General features: G+C 43.7%; 6 protein-coding genes. 5 read left to right on the top strand and 1 reads right to left on the bottom strand.

Annotated elements, in window-relative coordinates; translation table 11 throughout:
* Positions 1–124: 124 nt before the first annotated feature.
* Positions 125–1,123, top strand: coding sequence for an HAD family hydrolase (locus R7Q46_RS04415; protein WP_033905219.1), 999 nt, complete (start codon positions 125–127; stop codon positions 1,121–1,123).
* A 107-nt stretch (positions 1,124–1,230) separates the two neighbouring features.
* Here R7Q46_RS04415 and R7Q46_RS04410 read toward each other — a convergent pair whose 3' ends face one another.
* A complete protein-coding gene (locus tag R7Q46_RS04410; protein ID WP_033905220.1) occupies positions 1,231–2,748 on the bottom strand; it encodes an arylsulfatase in 1,518 nt (505 codons plus the stop codon).
* A gap of 247 nt (positions 2,749–2,995) precedes the next feature.
* Here R7Q46_RS04410 and R7Q46_RS04405 point away from each other — a divergent pair, with 247 nt between their 5' ends.
* From R7Q46_RS04405 to R7Q46_RS04390, 4 genes are all read left to right on the top strand, one after another.
* Positions 2,996–4,432 (top strand): arylsulfatase, encoded by a 1,437-nt coding sequence (locus R7Q46_RS04405; RefSeq protein ID WP_262647591.1) that lies wholly within the window; start codon positions 2,996–2,998, stop codon positions 4,430–4,432.
* A gap of 152 nt (positions 4,433–4,584) precedes the next feature.
* Positions 4,585–16,725, top strand: a complete 12,141-nt coding sequence (locus R7Q46_RS04400; protein ID WP_318077326.1) for an Ig-like domain-containing protein — start codon at positions 4,585–4,587, stop codon at positions 16,723–16,725.
* A complete protein-coding gene (locus R7Q46_RS04395; RefSeq protein WP_213871986.1) occupies positions 16,722–18,893 on the top strand; it encodes a type I secretion system permease/ATPase in 2,172 nt (723 codons plus the stop codon). Before R7Q46_RS04400 ends, R7Q46_RS04395 begins: the two co-directional genes overlap by 4 nt.
* Complete coding sequence (locus R7Q46_RS04390) at positions 18,890–20,203, top strand: HlyD family type I secretion periplasmic adaptor subunit (RefSeq protein ID WP_047102180.1); 1,314 nt, start codon at positions 18,890–18,892, stop codon at positions 20,201–20,203. Before R7Q46_RS04395 ends, R7Q46_RS04390 begins: the two co-directional genes overlap by 4 nt.
* Positions 20,204–20,216 lie beyond the last annotated feature (13 nt).

Genomic DNA, 20,216 nt, shown 5'->3' with positions numbered 1-20,216 from the left:
ACTAGATTGGTGACATTGTCACTTTTTGGTGGCCGTTGCATATTTCAGTTCAATATGCGCCTGTTTCAATTGAACTATACTTTTGATTGGATTCGCACCTAGCACCTCAATATAAGGAATTAAGATGGCTATAAAGTTAAAGGCGATTGTCTTAGCAACAGGTTTTGCTCTGTCTAGTTACGCTGTTGCTGCTGATATGCAAGATCCACTTCCGTCATGGAACAACACTGACGCTAAGCAAGCTATTATGGCGTTTGTTACGAAAACAACGACCCAAGGTTCGGATTCCTATGTGCCTGAAAGCCAACGAATCGCGACGTTTGATAATGATGGAACACTTTGGGCAGAAAAGCCTGTTTATCTACAGTTGTTTTTTGCGATCGATAGAGTAAAAGAAATGGCCTCTGAGCATCCTGATTGGAAGACAACCGAACCCTTTGCTTCCGCATTAAAAGGTGACATGGAGGGGATTGGTAAACAAGGACTCGAAGGTGTAATGAAGCTTGTTATGGCAACCCATTCTGGAATGTCTACTGAACAGTTTCATCAAGAAGTTAAGGAATGGTTGAAAACGGCTGTCCATCCAACAACGGGTAGACCATACACTGAAATGGTATATCAACCTATGCTCGAACTGCTCGACTATTTAAGAGCGAACGACTATCAGACCTACATCGTTTCTGGAGGCGGAATTGAATTTATGCGCGTTTGGGCGCCGGAAGTATACGGCATTCCAACGCAAAACATCGTGGGAACGACGTTAAAGGCGGAATATCAAAGTGTTGATGGAAAACCTACCATCCAACGTATGCCGGAAATAGACTTTGTCAATGACAAAGCAGTAAAGCCTGTGACGATCCAAAACTTCATTGGCAAACGTCCGGTAATGGCGTTTGGTAATTCTGATGGTGATTTACAGATGTTAGAGTGGACGAAAGCAGGTTCAGGTCCAAGATTTTCTGCGATTATCCATCACACGGATGACAAGCGCGAATGGGCGTATGATAAAGATTCTCATGTTGGTAAGTTAGATAAATCGTTTAAAGTAGGTGAAGAGCAAGGTTGGCTATTTGTCGATATGAAACAAGATTGGAATCAAGTGTTTAAAGAGAGCACTAAATGATAATCTTTGTTTGACCATAACTTGCTGCAACCAAACAATTGCAACGAAATAAAAGGCCTCACAATTGAGGCCTTAGTTAATTCCACAGTAGCTTCGATACCTAGGGTCTAGTTTCTAGGTTGCTGTGTCATTGTTTCTACCACTTTTTCAATACTTAACGAGCTACCTTTCGTTGCAGGGAACTCCTTAAATGTCTCTAGGAACTTACGCACGATAGCTTGAGCAGGAACGAACATCCACATTTGATCAGCGTAAAAATGTCTGACGTAAAGTGCTGCATCTGGACCGACCTCAAATGGATCCATACGAAGGTTTACAATCAAAGGCCAACTAGGTGTTTTGCGGTATGCCTCATTAATGGCACCCTCCATAACACTGAAGTGGATCTTCCAGTCTTTATAACGAACGGCGTTTAAATTACCACCAGCATCGAAGTAAAAGATTTCTTTGCGTGCGCCTTCATCAGCTTTACCAGTCAGCAGATCAAGTTGGTTGTAGCCATCTAAATGTGCTTTAAAGGTTTTGCCCGCTGCTTTATGACCCTTCAATAGTTTTTCTTTCACATCAGGTTCGCCCACAGCTGCGAGTAGAGTTGGCATCCAGTCTTCTTGTGAAAAGATATCGTTGATAACCGTTCCTGGTTTAATGTTTCCAGGCCAGCGTACCATCATCGGAACGCGGAATCCGCCTTCCCAAGTCGTACCTTTTTCGCCCTTGAACGGTGTAGTACCACCATCTGGCCAGGTAAATTTCTCAGCACCATTATCGGTACTAAAAACAACAATGGTGTTATCTGCTACGCCTAGCTCTTCAAGTTTATCAAGCATGACACCTACTTGATCATCTAGGTCCATCATGCCATCGGCGTATAAGCCGTAACCTGACTTCCCTTGATATTCTTCACTCAAATGTGTCCAGACGTGCATACGGGTTGAGTTATGCCAAATAAAGAATGGTTTGTCTTCTTTTACTGCTTTTTCCATAAAGGCCAAGCTAGCATCCATGAACTCTCGGTCTACGTTTTCCATACGCTTACGAGTAAGGGGACCTGTGTCCTCGATCTTGCCATCCGCAGTCGCCTTCAACACGCCTCGAGGTCCGAATTTTTTACGAAACTCTGGATCTTTTGGATAAAACTCAGACTCAGGCTCTTCTTCCGCGTTTAAATGGTATAGGTTACCAAAGAACTCATCAAACCCATGGTTAGTTGGTAGGTGCTCATCTTGATCACCAAGGTGGTTTTTACCAAACTGACCAGACACATAGCCGTGATTTTTAAGTAACTCTGCGATAGTAGGATCTTTCGATTGAATACCCTCTTTTGCGCCGGGCATACCAATAGTCAATAGACCGGTACGAAACGGATGTTGACCCAGAATAAATGAGGCTCGTCCGGCAGTACAACTCTGTTGTGCGTAAGCGTCTGTGAAAATGGCACCTTCATTGGCGATTTTATCAATGTTAGGAGTCTTCCCTCCCATCATACCATTGTGATACGCACTAATGTTGTATACACCTACATCGTCACCCCAGAACACAAGGATGTTGGGCTTATCGGCAGCAAAGGCTGTGGACGCAGCTAATGTACCGACCAATGCCATTACCTTTTTAATCGAGTTTCGCATGAAAATCCTCCGCGATAAATGAATCCATTATCGTTATATAACGTTACTAATTGTGTTCATCATGGCGAAGTCGAGTGAGATGACACCAAATGAGACAATGTAGTTAGTTGAATATAGTAGAGGTTTTTTGTTGCTTCCAAGTAATCCCTGTTTTTCAAAAATGTTAATTAACATGAACTAGACTTTAGTGTGTTTTAAGTGTGATAAGACGCACTTACAGGATTAAATTTCAATGAAAGGCGACACTATGAAAAATAAACTAGCAACTATCCTGTTTCTATGTATCCCGTTAGAAGTGGTTGCGGAAGAGACACCAAATGTCGTAGTAATGTTGGTTGATAACCTTGGGTGGGGGGAATTAAGTTCCTATGGGAGTACCAGAGGTGTTGAAACCAAAAACTTAGATCAACTTGCTAGAGAAGGTGTACGCCTTACTAATTTTAATGTGGAACCGCAATGCACACCAACTCGCTCCTCATTCATGACGGGGAGGCGAGCGCTTAGATCTGGGACAGATAAGGTTGTTTGGGGAGTGCCTTACGGTATGGTGAACTGGGAAATAACCATTGCAGAGAAGTTTAAGGAACAAGGATATAACACGAGCCTTTACGGGAAATGGCATTTGGGAGACCAAAAAGGGCGCTTTCCAACGGATCAAGGCTTTGATGAATGGTATGGCATTGCAAATACGACGGATGAGTCAGAATATAGCTCTCAACCCGGTTATAAAGCTATATTACCTAAACCTCAAATCCTTTCAGCTAGAGCAGGGCAGAACCCTAAAGGGGTCAAAGAATATAATTTGGACTCACGTAGAACGATTGACAGTGAGCTAGTTGAACATGCCACAAATTTTATAAATCGAAATGTGAAAGAGAATAAGCCATTTTTCTCTGTAATTACTTTTACTCAACCACATTTACCGACGCTACCTCATCCTGATTTTATTGGTAAAACAGGCAAAGGAAATTACTCAGATGTGTTAGCTGAGATAGATTTTCGAGCTGGGCAAGTTATTGGTGCAATAGAAAAAGCAGGAATTAAAGACAATACACTAGTGATTTGGTTTTCTGACAACGGTCCAGAGTGGCATATGCCATACCAAGGCTCTAGCGGACCATGGCGTGGTGCGTACTTTACGGCTCTTGAAGGCTCTCTCCGAACACCATTTATTGCCTCTTGGCCTAACCACATCAAACCGGGCAGAGTGAGTGATGAAATTATCCATGTTGTGGATCTATTTGCCTCACTTTCTCATGTCGGTGGATACAAATTACCAAGCGATAGAACAATAGATAGTATTGATCAGTGGGCCTTTTTAAAGGGAGATAGTGAAAAGTCTAATCGAGATGGTTTAATCGTTAACAATGGATCTGAAACCTACGCTTATAAGTGGGAAAATTACAAGATGCACTTTATTGATCAAGATATCATGCCGGAGAAAGGGCGCCCATTACAGATCCCTGAAATATACAATTTGATTGATGACCCTAAAGAGGAGTTTGATTTAAGAAATAATGCCACATGGTTATTTCCTATCATGATAGGAAAGAGAGTAAAGTTTGAATCTTCCGTTGCAACAAGCTGCGATACGATTCCTTTCCCTGCTCCATTTGGATATAAGCCCGATTGTAGCAAGGGGAATTTCAATCAATTTCCAGTGGATGGGTTACGCCAGAAGTAGTTTACCCCAATGGCTCTTTCTCGCATACATGAGGTATGTTTTTGGTTCAATATCTCATTAGAGCCATTTAGGGCCATGTTTTTTCTAGTTTCATTTGAACAGTCACATTCGTCGACCATACTTAAAGTTCGTTGTTTCATATGGGGCGAATTATGCAGCCAATACTCTACATTCAAGTCGGTAATGTTCTTTGGGCGGTTTTAAGTGACGGTTCTTGGATCCAAATGTTGCCTAACGAACAATTAGTTCCAGAAGTAGAGGTGGTTGTTCTTAATACTGACATTCTCGATATCGCATTTAATGAAGATACAACAAGTGAGGATGAATCGAGTTCGAATGAACTTTTAATTGCATCTCAAAACGGTATTGAATCCACTTTTAATCAGAGCGTTCGAGATTTTAGTGAGTCTTCTGGTGGGTTAAGTTTTGTTGCCTATATTCGCGCCGTTTTACCTGAGCAACTCGTTTCTAATGGCTATGTTACTAGGCCAGCAGTGCAAGAAAGAGAGAACCCAACTTCTGAGACTCAGGCTCCTGAGCGGTTGAATCCCGATGCTATATTAACGGTAGATATTCTTGATGGTGGTGATGGATACGAAAACCAGTTTGAAGTTCCTAGTGTCACGATTCAAGGTGACGCACTCAAGATAAGCGATGAGTGGCTTGTTACTATCACCATTACCGATAGCCTCAATAATTCTATTACTGTTACAACGACCGTAGAGAACGAGGCTTATACCCTATCAGGCGTTGATCTGTCTTCTCTTGCCGAAGGGCCGCTTACGGTGACTTCTGTGGTTTCTGACATTTATGGCAATAACCTGAACGCTGTCGATACGACCATTAAAGATACACTTGCAACGGTGAACGTCAATTTTGATGGTGGAGGGGATGAGTATTTAAATCAGTACGAAATCGCGACTACTCGCCTCGAAGGGACGATTGAAAACATTGAAGATGGTCAGCGTATCCAAGTTACGGTAACCGACTCGTTAGGAGCGGTCATAAACTTAGAAACGGTGGTGACTGGTGGAAGTTGGTCTCTGGACGACGTTGACTTTTCTGGATTGTCTGAAGGTACGCTGACAGTTGTTGCTGAGAGTATAGATATAGCGGGCAACCCTGCAACCAGTGAAAACACCATCATTAAAGATACGCTCGCAAGTGTGACGGTGGACGTTGACGATGGCGGAGACGGCTATTTAAGCATTGAAGAGCGCCAATCTGTCACTTTGTCAGGGCAAGTCAGTGATGTTGAAAATGGTCAGACGGTTTCTGTCACGGTTCAAGACAGCTCAGGGGTGATGCTCTCGTTCAATGCCGTTGTCGTTGATGGTATGTGGCAAGTCGAAGGGGTGAACTTATCCACGTTAGCCGATGGGGCGTTAACCGTATCTGCCTCCGTGAATGATGTGGCGGGCAACCAAGCGAAAGCGATGGATGAGGCTACGACCATAGATGCCACTGCTCCCACCATTGATATCGATACGGATTTTTATATTAGCGGTGGTCTTGCCATTGATGATTTCCGTGAGGGTATAGTCACGGAAATGAGAGGGATAACCAGTGGTGTAGAGCAAGGTCTGGCAGTGACGATTCGGGTAAGTGACGGAGACAGCACGCTGAATTTTACTGGCCTTGTTGATGCATCAGGTTCGTGGACAGTAACCGGAATTGACGTAAACACTCTCAATCTAAACAACACGTGGACCATTGAAGCAGAAGTGTTGGATGCCGCCGGCAACCACGCGGTAGATACCATGCCGACAATAGTGCTACCCGGTTCAACGGTATTTTCTGAAAACATCGTTGGATTTTTTGGTGAGCAAAGCAGCTCGGCAGCCATCAACATAGAAAATGGTGTGCCAGCACTGCATGCAGAGCAACCAAGTTTGAGTGCGCTTACATCGGTCGGTCAATCTATTAATGTTGTTGTTGCAGAAGATGGGTTGAGCTTACAAGGAACATCGACTGACGACCGATTAGTTTTCTCTGCAGAGGTCAATGATGATGGTACGGTTCAAATTACTTTTTATGAAGCGATTGATCATGGTGTAGGTCAAGATGAGCTGGTGACTAACGTATTGGTTGAAAGCACTCAAAGTGATGCTGACGGTACACAAGAGGCTGTTGTGGCTCCCCTAGAAATCGTCATCAGTGATGCCGACCCAGTGATCGCAAATGAGTCATATAGTGTAACCGAAGGCCAAGTCATTTCTGGCAATGTACTGGAGAATGACATTGATATTGATGGTGACTTGTACATTCGATATGTCAGAGCCGGAGGAGAGATCCAGTCTGTCCCTGATGGTGGCTCAGTAAGTTTTAGTCTAGAGAAGGGTGAATTAACCGTATTTTCAGATGGCTCTTGGCAGTTGAATGCCAGTCGCAACTTAGATCACACGGTTGAGCAAAGTATCGTATTTGATTATCTCGCAGCCGATGATTCAAAAGATTACGGTGTAGCAACCGCGACCATCGACATTATAGATGGCCAAGCGGGTTATGTAGGCAGCGCTACTATAAACGCAGAAGAAGTACCTCTGGGAGCGGCATTATTAACCACCGAAGGCAGTGTTAATGTGATTGCTGGCTCTGATAACCCTGATCCGACTAGTTTGTATTTTGGTGGGGCATCCATTACTAAGTTAGAGGCATTAGGGCTTACAAGCTCAGTCTCTGATAATGAGCTTAGCTACACGTTAAGTTCCAGTGGAAAGCAAATCACAGCATTTGCCAATGGTGTCACTGTATTTACGTTAACATTGAGTGGCATTGAGTCGGGTAACGATGTACTAGCTTCAATCTCGCTTACTCTTGATCATCCTATCGATCAATTCAATAGTAGTGATACGGTCACTTTCACGCTGACCATTGGAGGGGCAGATCTAGACTCCACACCGCTTGTAGAGAATGAAATTGATTTCGTGTTGAAAGATGGTGTTGATCCTACGTTGAGCAACTTGACTGTTGTTGCAATGGAGGAGATTAATCTAGAAAGTGGGGCAATCTTTAAGACTGGGAGCCTTCAACTCGATATCGGGAGTGATTATGTTGACTCTCTTCGATTTAGCGAATTAAACCAGCCCACATTAGTGAGTAGTGAAAGTGAGTTGCTTTACCGTCTGTCTGATGACGGTACGACAATTACTGGCTATATCTTAGAAGGTGGGGTGGAAGTAAATATTTTTCAATCGAAACTATTATCCACATTACCTTTAAAGTCGAGTAGTGAAATAGAGTATTCCTTTGAATTATATCGCTCTTTCGATCTGTCAAAAGATCAAATCCTGGATATACCATTGTTAGTTAATGCAACAGATTCAGACGGTGACACCACCTCCGTAACATTGGATATTACCTTAGAGGCAATTGAAGGTTTGAACGATGATGCCTCTTTAACGGTGGATATTCTTGATGGCGGCGATGGATACGAAAACCAGTTTGAAGTTCCTAGTGTCACGATTCAAGGTGACGCACTCAAGATAAGCGATGAGTGGCTTGTTACTATCACCATTACCGATAGCCTCAATAATTCTATTACTGTTACAACGACCGTAGAGAACGAGGCTTATACCCTATCAGGCGTTGATCTGTCTTCTCTTGCCGAAGGGCCGCTTACGGTGACTTCTGTGGTTTCTGACATTTATGGCAATAACCTGAACGCTGTCGATACGACCATTAAAGATACACTTGCAACGGTGAACGTCAATTTTGATGGTGGAGGGGATGAGTATTTAAATCAGTACGAAATCGCGACTACTCGCCTCGAAGGGACGATTGAAAACATTGAAGATGGTCAGCGTATCCAAGTTACGGTAACCGACTCGTTAGGAGCGGTCATAAACTTAGAAACGGTGGTGACTGGTGGAAGTTGGTCTCTGGACGACGTTGACTTTTCTGGATTGTCTGAAGGTACGCTGACAGTTGTTGCTGAGAGTATAGATATAGCGGGCAACCCTGCAACCAGTGAAAACACCATCATTAAAGATACGCTCGCAAGTGTGACGGTGGACGTTGACGATGGCGGAGACGGCTATTTAAGCATTGAAGAGCGCCAATCTGTCACTTTGTCAGGGCAAGTCAGTGATGTTGAAAATGGTCAGACGGTTTCTGTCACGGTTCAAGACAGCTCAGGGGTGATGCTCTCGTTCAATGCCGTTGTCGTTGATGGTATGTGGCAAGTCGAAGGGGTGAACTTATCCACGTTAGCCGATGGGGCGTTAACCGTATCTGCCTCCGTGAATGATGTGGCGGGCAACCAAGCGAAAGCGATGGATGAGGCTACGACCATAGATGCCACTGCTCCCACCATTGATATCGATACGGATTTTTATATTAGCGGTGGTCTTGCCATTGATGATTTCCGTGAGGGTATAGTCACGGAAATGAGAGGGATAACCAGTGGTGTAGAGCAAGGTCTGGCAGTGACGATTCGGGTAAGTGACGGAGACAGCACGCTGAATTTTACTGGCCTTGTTGATGCATCAGGTTCGTGGACAGTAACCGGAATTGACGTAAACACTCTCAATCTAAACAACACGTGGACCATTGAAGCAGAAGTGTTGGATGCCGCCGGCAACCACGCGGTAGATACCATGCCGACAATAGTGCTACCCGGTTCAACGGTATTTTCTGAAAACATCGTTGGATTTTTTGGTGAGCAAAGCAGCTCGGCAGCCATCAACATAGAAAATGGTGTGCCAGCACTGCATGCAGAGCAACCAAGTTTGAGTGCGCTTACATCGGTCGGTCAATCTATTAATGTTGTTGTTGCAGAAGATGGGTTGAGCTTACAAGGAACATCGACTGACGACCGATTAGTTTTCTCTGCAGAGGTCAATGATGATGGTACGGTTCAAATTACTTTTTATGAAGCGATTGATCATGGTGTAGGTCAAGATGAGCTGGTGACTAACGTATTGGTTGAAAGCATTCAAAGTGATGCTGACGGTACACAAGAGACGGTTGTGGCACCGTTAACGATTACTATTTATGACTCTGATCCGGTGATTAGAGATGACACATACTCAGTCGTAGAAGATCAAACAATTACGGGCAATCTACTTGAAAATGATATTGATCTTGATGGAACACTTTATGTGAAATTTGTAGAGGCTGGCGGGGAGCAGAAGTCAATTCTAGAGGGGGGATCCGTAAGTTTTAGTTTAGAAAAAGGCGAATTAACCGTATTTTCTGATGGCTCTTGGCAGTTTGATGCAGGTCGAAACCTAGATCATTCGGTCGAGCAAAGTGTTTCTTTCAGCTATTTAGCTGCAGATGACTCCCAAGACTATGGCTTGGCTAACGCGACGATTGATATTAGTGATGGACAAGCAGGTTACGTAGGCAATGCGACTATAGACGTAACAGAAGTCCCTTTGGATGGCCCGATATTGAACTTTGAAGGAACTGTTAATATTGTCGCGGGATCTGACAATCCGGATCCGAGTAGTTTGTATTTCGGTGGGTCATCTATTACTAAGTTAGAAGCATTAGGGCTTACAAGCTCAGTCTCTGATAATGAGCTTAGCTACACGTTAAGCTCTAGTGGAAAGCAAATTACAGCATTTGCCAATGGTGTCACTGTATTTACGTTAACATTGAGTGGCGTTGAATCGGGTAACGATGTATTAGCTTCAATTTCGCTTACTCTTGAGCACCCTATCGATCAATTCAATAGCAGTGATACGGTCACTTTCCCGTTGACCATTGGTGGCGTAGATTTAGATGCCACACCGCTTGTAGAGAATGAAATTGACTATGTTCTAAAGGATGGCGCAGACCCAACTTTAAATAATTTGAATGGGGTAGAAGTAAAAGAATCTGATCTCGCAAATGGAGGTGTGTTGAGCTCAGGGAATTTTCAAGTTGAGGTTGGCAGCGATTACCTCGAATCTTTGTCGTTCATCGTCTCTGAACAACCCTTGTTGACGAGTGGTGAACAAGTTGTGCTTTATCAAGTCTCTGCGGATGGCAAAACACTTGATGGTTATATTCTTGACGAAGATGGGCAAACTCAGATTCCCATCTTTCAAGCTATCCTCAATGCTTCATTACCTATTGATGCAAATGGCGACATTACCTACTCCTTTGAGCTTTTTCAGGCTCTCGACCAACAAGAAAATACTGATCCAAACGTACCTCTCGTTGTTACTGCAATGGACTCAGACCAAGATAACACGTCGGTCGTTTTAGACATTAATGTGATAGATAACGACAATGGACAAGCGCTAATCAATAGTGGCAATGTCGAGTTGACCGAAACACCTGTCGATACAAACATTGCTCCTGATGGTGTTTCAGCCATAGCGAATACGGATGTGATAGTTACGTCATCATTCGATCCGATTGTGTATCTGGGTGTTGACATAAATGATGGAGATACTGTCAAAACTACGCTTGGTGATGCTGTTACTTATAACGGAGAGGCTGTCACTTGGTACGATAACAATGATGGAAGCTTTGACGCAATTTCAGACACTGGAGACGTTGTATTTAGGGTCACGTTACCTAGTGACTTCTCTTTGCCATCAAATGATACGTCTACCGTTAATGTAACTGTAGAGCTTTATCACTCGCTTGACCATGTTTTAGGTGATGGGACGCAATTGTCGATCTCTATGCCCATCGTGGCGAGAGATTCTGATGGAAGCGAGATCTCTACGGAGTCCAACATACTGGTCTATGATGGCTTGTTTCCGGAACTAGTAATTACAGAGGGAATCACAGTCAATGAAAGTGGGTTGAATGATGATTCGCTTGATTCTGGCATCGAGGGCTCGTCACCATCCATTACGCTATTACAAGGTTCAGACTCTATCGCCAGTGTGAGCGTGAATATCGATATGTTCAATGTGCTCGGCTATAAAACAAGTAGTGGTAGCTTGGTTTCGCTTGATTCACCGGACTCGAATGGTTGGTTATATGCAAGAGATGAAAGCGAGCAAGACGTCTTTAGAATTAGATTTAATACCGATGGGACTGTCGAGTTTGATCTATACCGTGCACTTGAACACGATGAACCTGACGGTGTTCCAGCGGACGAGAACACATTAGAACTCAGTTTTTCAATTTATGCCGTTGATAAGGATGGCGACCAGTCTGAAGCTGAGACATATACCGTTAGTGTAGTAGATGATATCCCTGAAGACACAAGCTCACCAATAGAAATTGAACTTACCGAGGGGGATGAGTTTTCGGGAAACTGGTTTAGCAATAATGCCGACTTAATCAGTTCAGATGGCACGTTGATTTCAAGTTTGACCTATGCAGGTGAAACATACGATACGGCGAGTTCGGTATTTAGCAATGATGCTTGGACCATCGATTTAATCAATAGTAGTGATGGTAACTTAAAATATGGAACGCTGACTATTGCTCAAGATGGGACATTTACGCTAACTACCGAGCTTATTGTTAATACGCCTGTAGGTGGTTTGCTTGATGATCTAACGATAACTGTGACGGATGCAGACGGTGACCAAGCAAGCAGTGAAGCTCAATTAATTCTTGATGATGCTAGGGGCTTTATTCGAACCGTTAATGTAGATACGTTAGAAGATAATGGCGCGAATAATAGTGGAGACCCTACGCCAGTCGCGTTACCGATTAGAGTTTCTCCTGGGGATACGGAGAATAATGAGCGTGTTGAAGCGATAAGGATCTCTGTTGAATCTCTACAAGGAGGGGCTCTGTTTTTAGACGGAGCGCGCCTTGAAGATGATGATAATGACGGATTTATTAGTCTTTCTGGTACAGAGCTAATGGGGGTGGGTATATTCACTGTTCCAAATGGTGATCTTACTTATCAACCAGCACTAAACCTGTCGGGCAACACTATCAAAGTTTCGTTAGCAGTGTCTGCATTAATCGTATCTGATGTCGAACCAGATGGTTTTGTATTACAAGGCAATAACACGTTAAATGTTAACGTTTTACCGGTTGCAGATTTGCCAGAGTGGTCTAATGATTCGGACTTTTCTTATCAAAGTGTTGAAGATTCCGCTGAATCACTTTCACTCAATATTGTTGCTGAAAAGTTTGACCAAGACGGTTCTGAAACGCTCCACTACCAAATTTCGAATATTCCAGATGGACTTATATTAACACTTAACGGAAGTGCTATTGAGGAAGGGAAAGCGTATAGCCAATCCGAGTTAGATCAAATTGAAATCACATCTAACGAAAACTTAGCCGGAAGATTTACTTTTGATGTGACGGCAGTAACGACTGAGTCGGGTAGTGTGTTTGCCGATGAGCAAGATAAAACAGCGGAGATCACTGAGCAAGTTGTTATCGATATATCTCCAGATGCCGATGTGCCTACGCTGACCGTTAAAAACATTCAGGGGCTTGAAGACCAAGCGATTGACTTAAAAGAGTACATCCTAGGGCGGCTCACTGACACAGATGGCTCGGAGTCTCTGTCTTATCGCATAGAAGTTCAAGATGGTTGGACATTGCCTGTCGGAGCTGGGATTACGCTTATCGGTATTAATACCTACCTAGTGACCTCCAATGCTCTAGCCAATTCAGAGGCGTTACTTCAACCAAAATCGGATATCAGCTCATTTACTGAATCTCTATCCCTTCAAGTAACCGCCATTTCAACAGAGTCGACTATTGATGGCTTAGCACCTCTTAATGAAACCGCCGAGAGCCAATCTGCAACCATTGACATTAAGCTAAAAGGCGTGGTCGATGAACCAATTGTCCTAGATGGTGGACAGGGGAATTGGCAATATGATCAAGCGACTAAAGTAATTAGTAATCTCTCTACGTTAGACGAAGATAACCTGATACAACTGGATTTTATCATCCAGACATCAGACGACGATCTATCAGAAGAAATTAATATTTTGCTTCAGAACATCCCTTTGGGAACACAACTGACAGATGTAAATGGTGACCCTATTGTTCTTCCAATTGCTTACGTGGACCCAATAACGGGGCCAGTTTATCAGGTCTCGAATGCTGTTCTTGAAAACACTTACCTCAAAACAGAGCAAGATTTTAGTGGAACACTGAGCATGGATGTTATCGTCGTTTCAACAGAGCCGGATGGTGATTCTGCTGAAACCCCTCTTAAAGTGGAAATGGAAATCTCACCTATTGTTGATCAAACTGACGGTCAAGAATTACAAAGCAATGGTATTGAGGACAATTTCATCACACTAAATCTTGAGCCTGTCGTTAATCAAGATATAGATTCTAGCGAGTCCTTGACAGGATACACCATTGTATCCATTCCAGATGGCTTAACACTTTACTTTGATGGTAATGCAGTAGAGGAAAGTAATTTACCGTTAGAACTCAATGAACTACTCGATGGTAGCTCAGCAACATTATCTGAGTTGTTAAACAGTGGACGAATCACTGTAAAAGCTAATGAAGACCTAAGTGGGACGTTTAGCCTGGAAGTTCAGTACGAAGTGACAGACACGTCTCCTACGATGGAGACTGATGTAAAGGCAATCAATGGCTCTTTGAGCGTCGTGGTTTCTGGAAAAGTGGATATTGGTAATGAAGATATTGACAAAACACGTTTAGAAGGCGCGACTGAAGTATTCACAAGTACGGATGGGTCTGCTGTTGACGTGAGTGGAGGCATTACATTTACAGAAGCGGATATTGATGGTTCAGAGTATCTCGATTACATCGTTTTACAGATACCGCAGGGTCAAGACCTCATTGTTACTCATCCGAACGGTGCTTCTCAAGATGCCGATGGGAACTGGCTGATTCCAATGGAAGGAATCACAAGTGATAGCGTGTTGGAAACCGCTCAAGATTTGCTTGCTGGCGCATCGATTTATAGCCCATCTAATACAGAGATACTTGATGTGAATGTGTTAGCGTATGTTCGAGATGGAACGGATGCTCAATACATCACAGGTCAGTTCCAAATTCAAATTACTGGCCATGAAGGAGATGGAGACCAGTGTGCTGATCCTGGTGAACCAGGAAGCGTTCAAAGTGGGGATATTGTAGGTAAAGAAGGTGAAGATGTCTCAATTGGGGCGTTTTTAAACCCTGATGTAGCGAGTAGTGATGGTAACTTAGTTTCCTTCTTTGTCGCCGCAGATTCTTTACCTGAAGGAGTCGAGCTTACTGGCGAAGGTGTGATACCTGCTTATGATAATGCGGGCAATCTGTTAGGTTATTCAATTTCTAGCGCTGGATTGTCTTCCTTGACGCTTACTGGCGTGGATGAGGACTTTGCTGGTTGCATTACTTTCAATTTAGAAGTGACAGAAACGGCCCCATGCGATGGTGACTCGAAAACAACCGCTCAGACCATTACGGTACAAATCTCTCCTGTTGTCGATGATATCGCGATAGCACCAAGCCAAGTTACGGTTCAAGAAGATACTATAACCAACCTGAATCTTGCTCTTGTATTGGGCGATAGTGAAGGACCAATGCAGTCCATTACTGGAGAAGGTGACGCAGCGACTGGCCTTGAAAGTGTCAATTGGGTTTCTTTATCTGTGTCTGACGAGAATGCGCGGTTTACTGCCGTGGACCCGAGCCTACTCATTGACAACGGTGATGGAACATGGGTAGTGACAGATGTTACGCGTCTAAACGAAATTCAGTTAATCCCACCTGAAAACTACAGTGGAGAGCTTGTTATTTCCGTTGACGCAAACATTACTGATGAAGTCACGGGAAGTTGTTTAAGTACTGACAGTGCGAAAGATACTCAAACTAAATCAACAGAAGTTACCGTTACCATTGCCCCAGTGGTTGATAAAGCGGTTCTGGAAACAGAAGACGTAGTTGGTAATGAAGATAATTATATTTATTTAGGAAACTTATCAGCATCATTAATCGATCAAGATGGTTCTGAGTCGATGTCTTTGGTCATGACAGGAGTGCCAGACGGAGCCGTGTTGGTTTGGGACAATAACGGGACGTTCGAATTACTCCCTGATAACGGTTCAACGGATGGTGAGAGCAAAGAGTGGCAGCTAACTCAAGCACAACTTGATAAGGTTTACTTTCTACCGCCACTAGATTTTAGTGGGGATATTTCATTAACACTGCAAGCTATTACCCAAGAGTCTGGATCAAACGACTATAACTATACCACTTCTCAGTTCAACGTCGGCGTAAAACCGATTGGCGATGATGTATCGTTGAATACAACCTCTAACACGTTCACTGGAGATGAAGGTGGTTCCATTTCGATTGACTTTTTAGCGAGCGGTTTTGAAACAAATAGCAACGAATATATAGAAGTGTCGATGTTGATCAAAGCAAGCTCTGAACCCTCTGCATTGGAAGGCTTAGGTAGGATTCGTATCGGGACTCAATTCTCATCCTTTACCTTCGATGACGCGGGCAATGCCGTGGCGACGGTATTAGTGCGAGCAAATGAAGTGTCAGGTTTGGAGTTCGTTCCGAAGGATGCATTTGGAACGATGGATGTTGCTCTCAATGTTAGAACGTTTGATCAAGCGATAGTGTCAGGGAAACTCGAAACCGATTTTGGAGATGTGCAAAGCACCGATCTAACCATTGTTGTTACCCCTGAAGCTGATGAGCCAACACTAACGGCCGATTATCAATCTATTGTGTCTGAAGCGTCTGGGAGTATTCCTTTAGGGTTGAGCATGAATTTAGTCAACCCTGCACCAGAAGAGTTTGGAAGTGTGGAGATTCGCGGATTACCAACAGATCTAGAGTTGAGTCATGGTGAAAGATTGAACGGCATTTATACTGTTGATCAAGAGGATGTCGCTGATCTTTCCATCGTTGGCGGGTTTAGCGGTGCAAGTGATTTTACGTTGTCGATAAAACCGATTGCAACACTGGGTGCTACTGTCGCAGAAGGTGCTGCTCAGGTAGTCAATGTTGCCTTAGTGGAAGAGGGTGACCAAACATTACTTGCGACAGATGCTAATGATTTGCTTATTGGAGGAAGTGGCAGCGATGTATTCCAGTTTGATAGTTCAGGGCTCGGTAACGAGTTAAAGCCCTCGTACGATGTGATCAACGATTTCCAAATATCCGCTATTGGTGATGATAATGACACAATTGACATTGCCTCTATAATCACCGCTACCTCGATAACAGAAGTCGATAATAAGCTCGATTTAACAGAGAATGATGATGGCGTAACGCTTCACATAAAACCAGAAGAGGCGGGGACAAAACAACAGATTCTTATGCAGGGCGTCACTCTCGATCAGCTTTACAAAGGTGACTCGACTGGCGTAGCCGAAGAAAATGTCTTACAGAAGATGATTGATGACAACAACTTGCTAGTAGGTGGTATGTCATGAAGCATCACTCATCCTCATCAAGTGAGCAGACTAACGATCCTTGGGTGCAATCGTTAACTTGGTTGATGCGTTATTTTGAGGTTAGACACCATACAAAAAAGGTGCTTTCTGGATTACCTCTTGTTGAGGGTAGATTGGATAGTGACTTATTCATCAGAGCCGCTGAGCGAGCCGATCTTGAACTCACATTAATCGATTTAAAATCCACCGCAATGTTGAGCTTTCCATTGGTGGTAATCAATAGGAAGACGTTACAACCCGCTATTATATCTGAGCGACATAACAGCGATTATCAAGTCACGTTATTTAGTGAAGATCAAGGTGAAACGCAATATGTCACGAGCGAGGAACTGCATAATCAATTCCAGCCTCAAGCATGGCAAGTTTCTATGCGTCCAGAGCTGGACAAACGGATAAGTTCAATTCAAGCGGATTATAATGAACATTGGCTTTTCGCCGTAGTGAAAGAAATGTCTCCGTGGTATCGAGATCTTTTGATTGCCTCTTTCCTTATCAATACGCTAGCGCTAGTTATTCCGCTTTTCACTATGAACGTTTACGATCGTGTAGTGCCTAATCAAGCTTTCAGTACATTATGGGTTTTGGTCGCTGGTGTCTCCGTCATCATTATTTTTGATTGGCTATTGCGTAAAGCAAGGGGAGTTGTCACTGATACCGCGGGTAAGTACATCGATAACAAGCTTTCTTCGATACTTTTTTCTAAAGTTATGGGGATGAAACTTGAACACCGTCCTGCATCAGTCGGTGCATTCGCTCGACAACTACAAGATTTTGATAGTGTTCGCGATTTTTTTACTTCTGCATCTCTTGTGACCTTAGTTGACCTCCCATTTACGTTGTTATTTTTAGTCTTAATAGGTTGGCTAGGTGGGGCAATGATGTTCATACCTATTGCCGTCATGTTTACCCTGCTGATCCTTGGCTTTGCGGTAAAAGCAAAAATAGAACAATCACATACGGAAAGTGCTGCACTATCCATGAAGCGACAAGCTCACTTGTTTGATTCATTGTCCTCTTTAAAAGAGATTAAGCAAAATAACGCTACGGGAGAAGCACAAAAGCGTTGGGAGCAAACGGTATCCATGCTTTCTGATTGGCAAAATCAATCGCGAAACTGTTCGAATATCGTTGCTTACTCCATTCAATCTAGCCAGCAGATAATTACCGTAATGTTACTTGTAACAGGCGTGTACAGAATTTCTGAGGGATTGCTAAGCATGGGGGGGCTCATTGCTATTGTCATGCTTAGCGGTCGTGCTGCAGGGGCGATTAACCAGTTAGCTATGCTGTTACTTCGCTATCAACAGACAAAAACAGCGGTTGAAGGCTTAAATTCTATCATGTCTTTACCTCAGGAGGCGCAACGCAGTCAGGTCATTACGTCTGCCGAATTTACAGGGAATATACGTTTAGAAAACGTGAGCTTCCAATACCCAGATGTTGATATGCCATGTTTGAGAGATATTAATCTTACTATCAAGCAAGGCGAACGCGTTGGCGTGATTGGTAGTGCAGGAGCCGGAAAGTCTACACTCCTTTCTATTATTACCAATCAACTCAGTGCCTTACAGGGTAGCGTTTATTTTGATGACATTGACAGTCAGCTTTGGCCCGCCGAATTGATAAGAGAGAAAACGGGTTGGGTTGGCCAAGATTCGCATCTTATATACGGCAGCATTATGGAAAACATAGTATTAGGACATCATGTTATTGATCAAGAACGTTTACGCCGTGCGATAGAATTATCGGGTTTGAACCAGTACATGAGTCGCCTTCCTCATGGTCTAGAAACGCAGGTCGGAGAAGGAGGGCGTTATTTGTCGGGGGGGCAAAGGCAAGCTGTAGCGATTTCAAGAGCTTTTTATCGAAACCCAGCAGCATTAATTTTAGACGAGCCAACCAGTTCCTTAGACCAGCCTGCTGAGAATGCATTGTTTAATGCTCTCAAATCGTTGCCGCACTCGACGACGATGATTATTAGCTCTCATAAACATTCCTTATTATCGCTTTGTGATCGAATTGTTGTGCTTGATAAAGGCACAATTTTGAGGGAAGGAGCGCCCCAAGAAATTTTTGCTAAACAACAGTCTAACGCGAAGACGAACAGAGTACGCGCAGTATCAATTGTACGCGAAGGAGGTCAATGATGAGCACAGTTCGTTGGAGTAATGCTCATTTAGCAAACCGTTCGAGAACGTTGATTTGGTTGTCTGCCGCGTTAGTGCTGAGTGTGATTATTTGGGCCTCGTGGGCGAGGTTAGACGAAGTGGTTGTCGGCGAAGGAAAAGTTGTTCCTACTTTGTCTGTTCAGACGATTCAGAGCTTAGAGGGAGGCATTCTAAAGGAGTTACTTGTCATGCCTGGTGAAAGCGTCACTAAGGGGCAAACCATCGCCATTCTGGATGATACAAGGTTTAAGTCGACCTATTCGGAGACCTCTGAGCAAGTTGAATCTTTGCTCGCCAGAAAGCAGAGGCTTCAAATTGAATTAGAAACGGTAAAAGTGAATAGCCTCCAACTGGATTGGAAACAACAAGTGAGTATCGAGCCTCAGACATTTGATATTTCGATGACCGGCCACTCTGCCTATCTGAATGCCAAAGCAAACTATCTTGAGCGGTTGAGCCAACTGGAGTCTGAGCTGGAGGAGGCTAAATTGCGAATTGAGCAACAATCGCAAGCTTATCTTGATACCTTGAATACCATTCAAACACTAAAAAGCAGTCTGGTTATTGTCTCGAAAGAGCGAGATATGCTGAGAGAGGTGGTTTCTAGTGGCGCGGTGGCTGAAGTGGAATTATTAAAACTGAATAGAGACGTTATAAAGCTCAAAGGAGACATCGCGAGTTCACAAGCTGCTGCCCAAAAGCAGAGGGCTGTGTATTCTGAATCCATCGCAGACTATCGTGGTACTGCGCTTGCTTTTAGGGCAGAGGCACAAGGGCAGCTCAATGAAGTTGTGACGCAACTAGCGCAGCTCAATGAAAGTCGTCAGGCGATTGCGGATCAGTTGAATCGAACGCAGTTACTTTCTCCGGTCGATGGAACCATCAAAGATGTTTTTGTCAGAACCATCGGAGGTGTGGTTAAGCCGGGTGAGCCTATTTTAGAAATAGTCCCTCGTAATAGCACGTTAATCGTTGAAGCGAGAATTTCTCCTCAGAATATCGCCTTCATAAGGCCTGGCCTGCCGGCAACGGTAAAGTTGTCTGCCTATGACTTTGTCATTTACGGAGGTCTAGAAGGAGAAGTGACCTACGTAAGCGCCGATGCACTTCAAAATGAAGAGGGCAATGCCTACTACCGTGCCAACGTTACTTTCAAGGTTGATGATAAGTTTACGATCATCCCGGGAATGCAGGTTGTGGTAGACATTCTTACAGGAGAAAAAACAGTACTGAATTATTGGTTAAAACCTATATTACGTGCGAAAGAGAATTCGCTCAGAGAAAGATAGACATAAGGATATA

Source organism: Vibrio sp. 811 (assembly GCF_033339195.1).
The sequence above is the reverse complement of the archived record's forward strand: the minus strand, read 5'-3'. Positions and strand labels throughout refer to the sequence as shown.

Bases quoted from the DNA above. Each gene is read 5' to 3' on its own strand.
- R7Q46_RS04415 (WP_033905219.1), top strand. From the start codon at position 125: ATGGCTATAAAGTTAAAGGCGATTGTCTTAGCAACAGGTTTTGCTCTG.
- R7Q46_RS04410 (WP_033905220.1), bottom strand. From the start codon at position 2,748: ATGCGAAACTCGATTAAAAAGGTAATGGCATTGGTCGGTACATTAGCT.
- R7Q46_RS04405 (WP_262647591.1), top strand. From the start codon at position 2,996: ATGAAAAATAAACTAGCAACTATCCTGTTTCTATGTATCCCGTTAGAA.
- R7Q46_RS04400 (WP_318077326.1), top strand. From the start codon at position 4,585: ATGCAGCCAATACTCTACATTCAAGTCGGTAATGTTCTTTGGGCGGTT.
- R7Q46_RS04395 (WP_213871986.1), top strand. From the start codon at position 16,722: ATGAAGCATCACTCATCCTCATCAAGTGAGCAGACTAACGATCCTTGG.
- R7Q46_RS04390 (WP_047102180.1), top strand. From the start codon at position 18,890: ATGATGAGCACAGTTCGTTGGAGTAATGCTCATTTAGCAAACCGTTCG.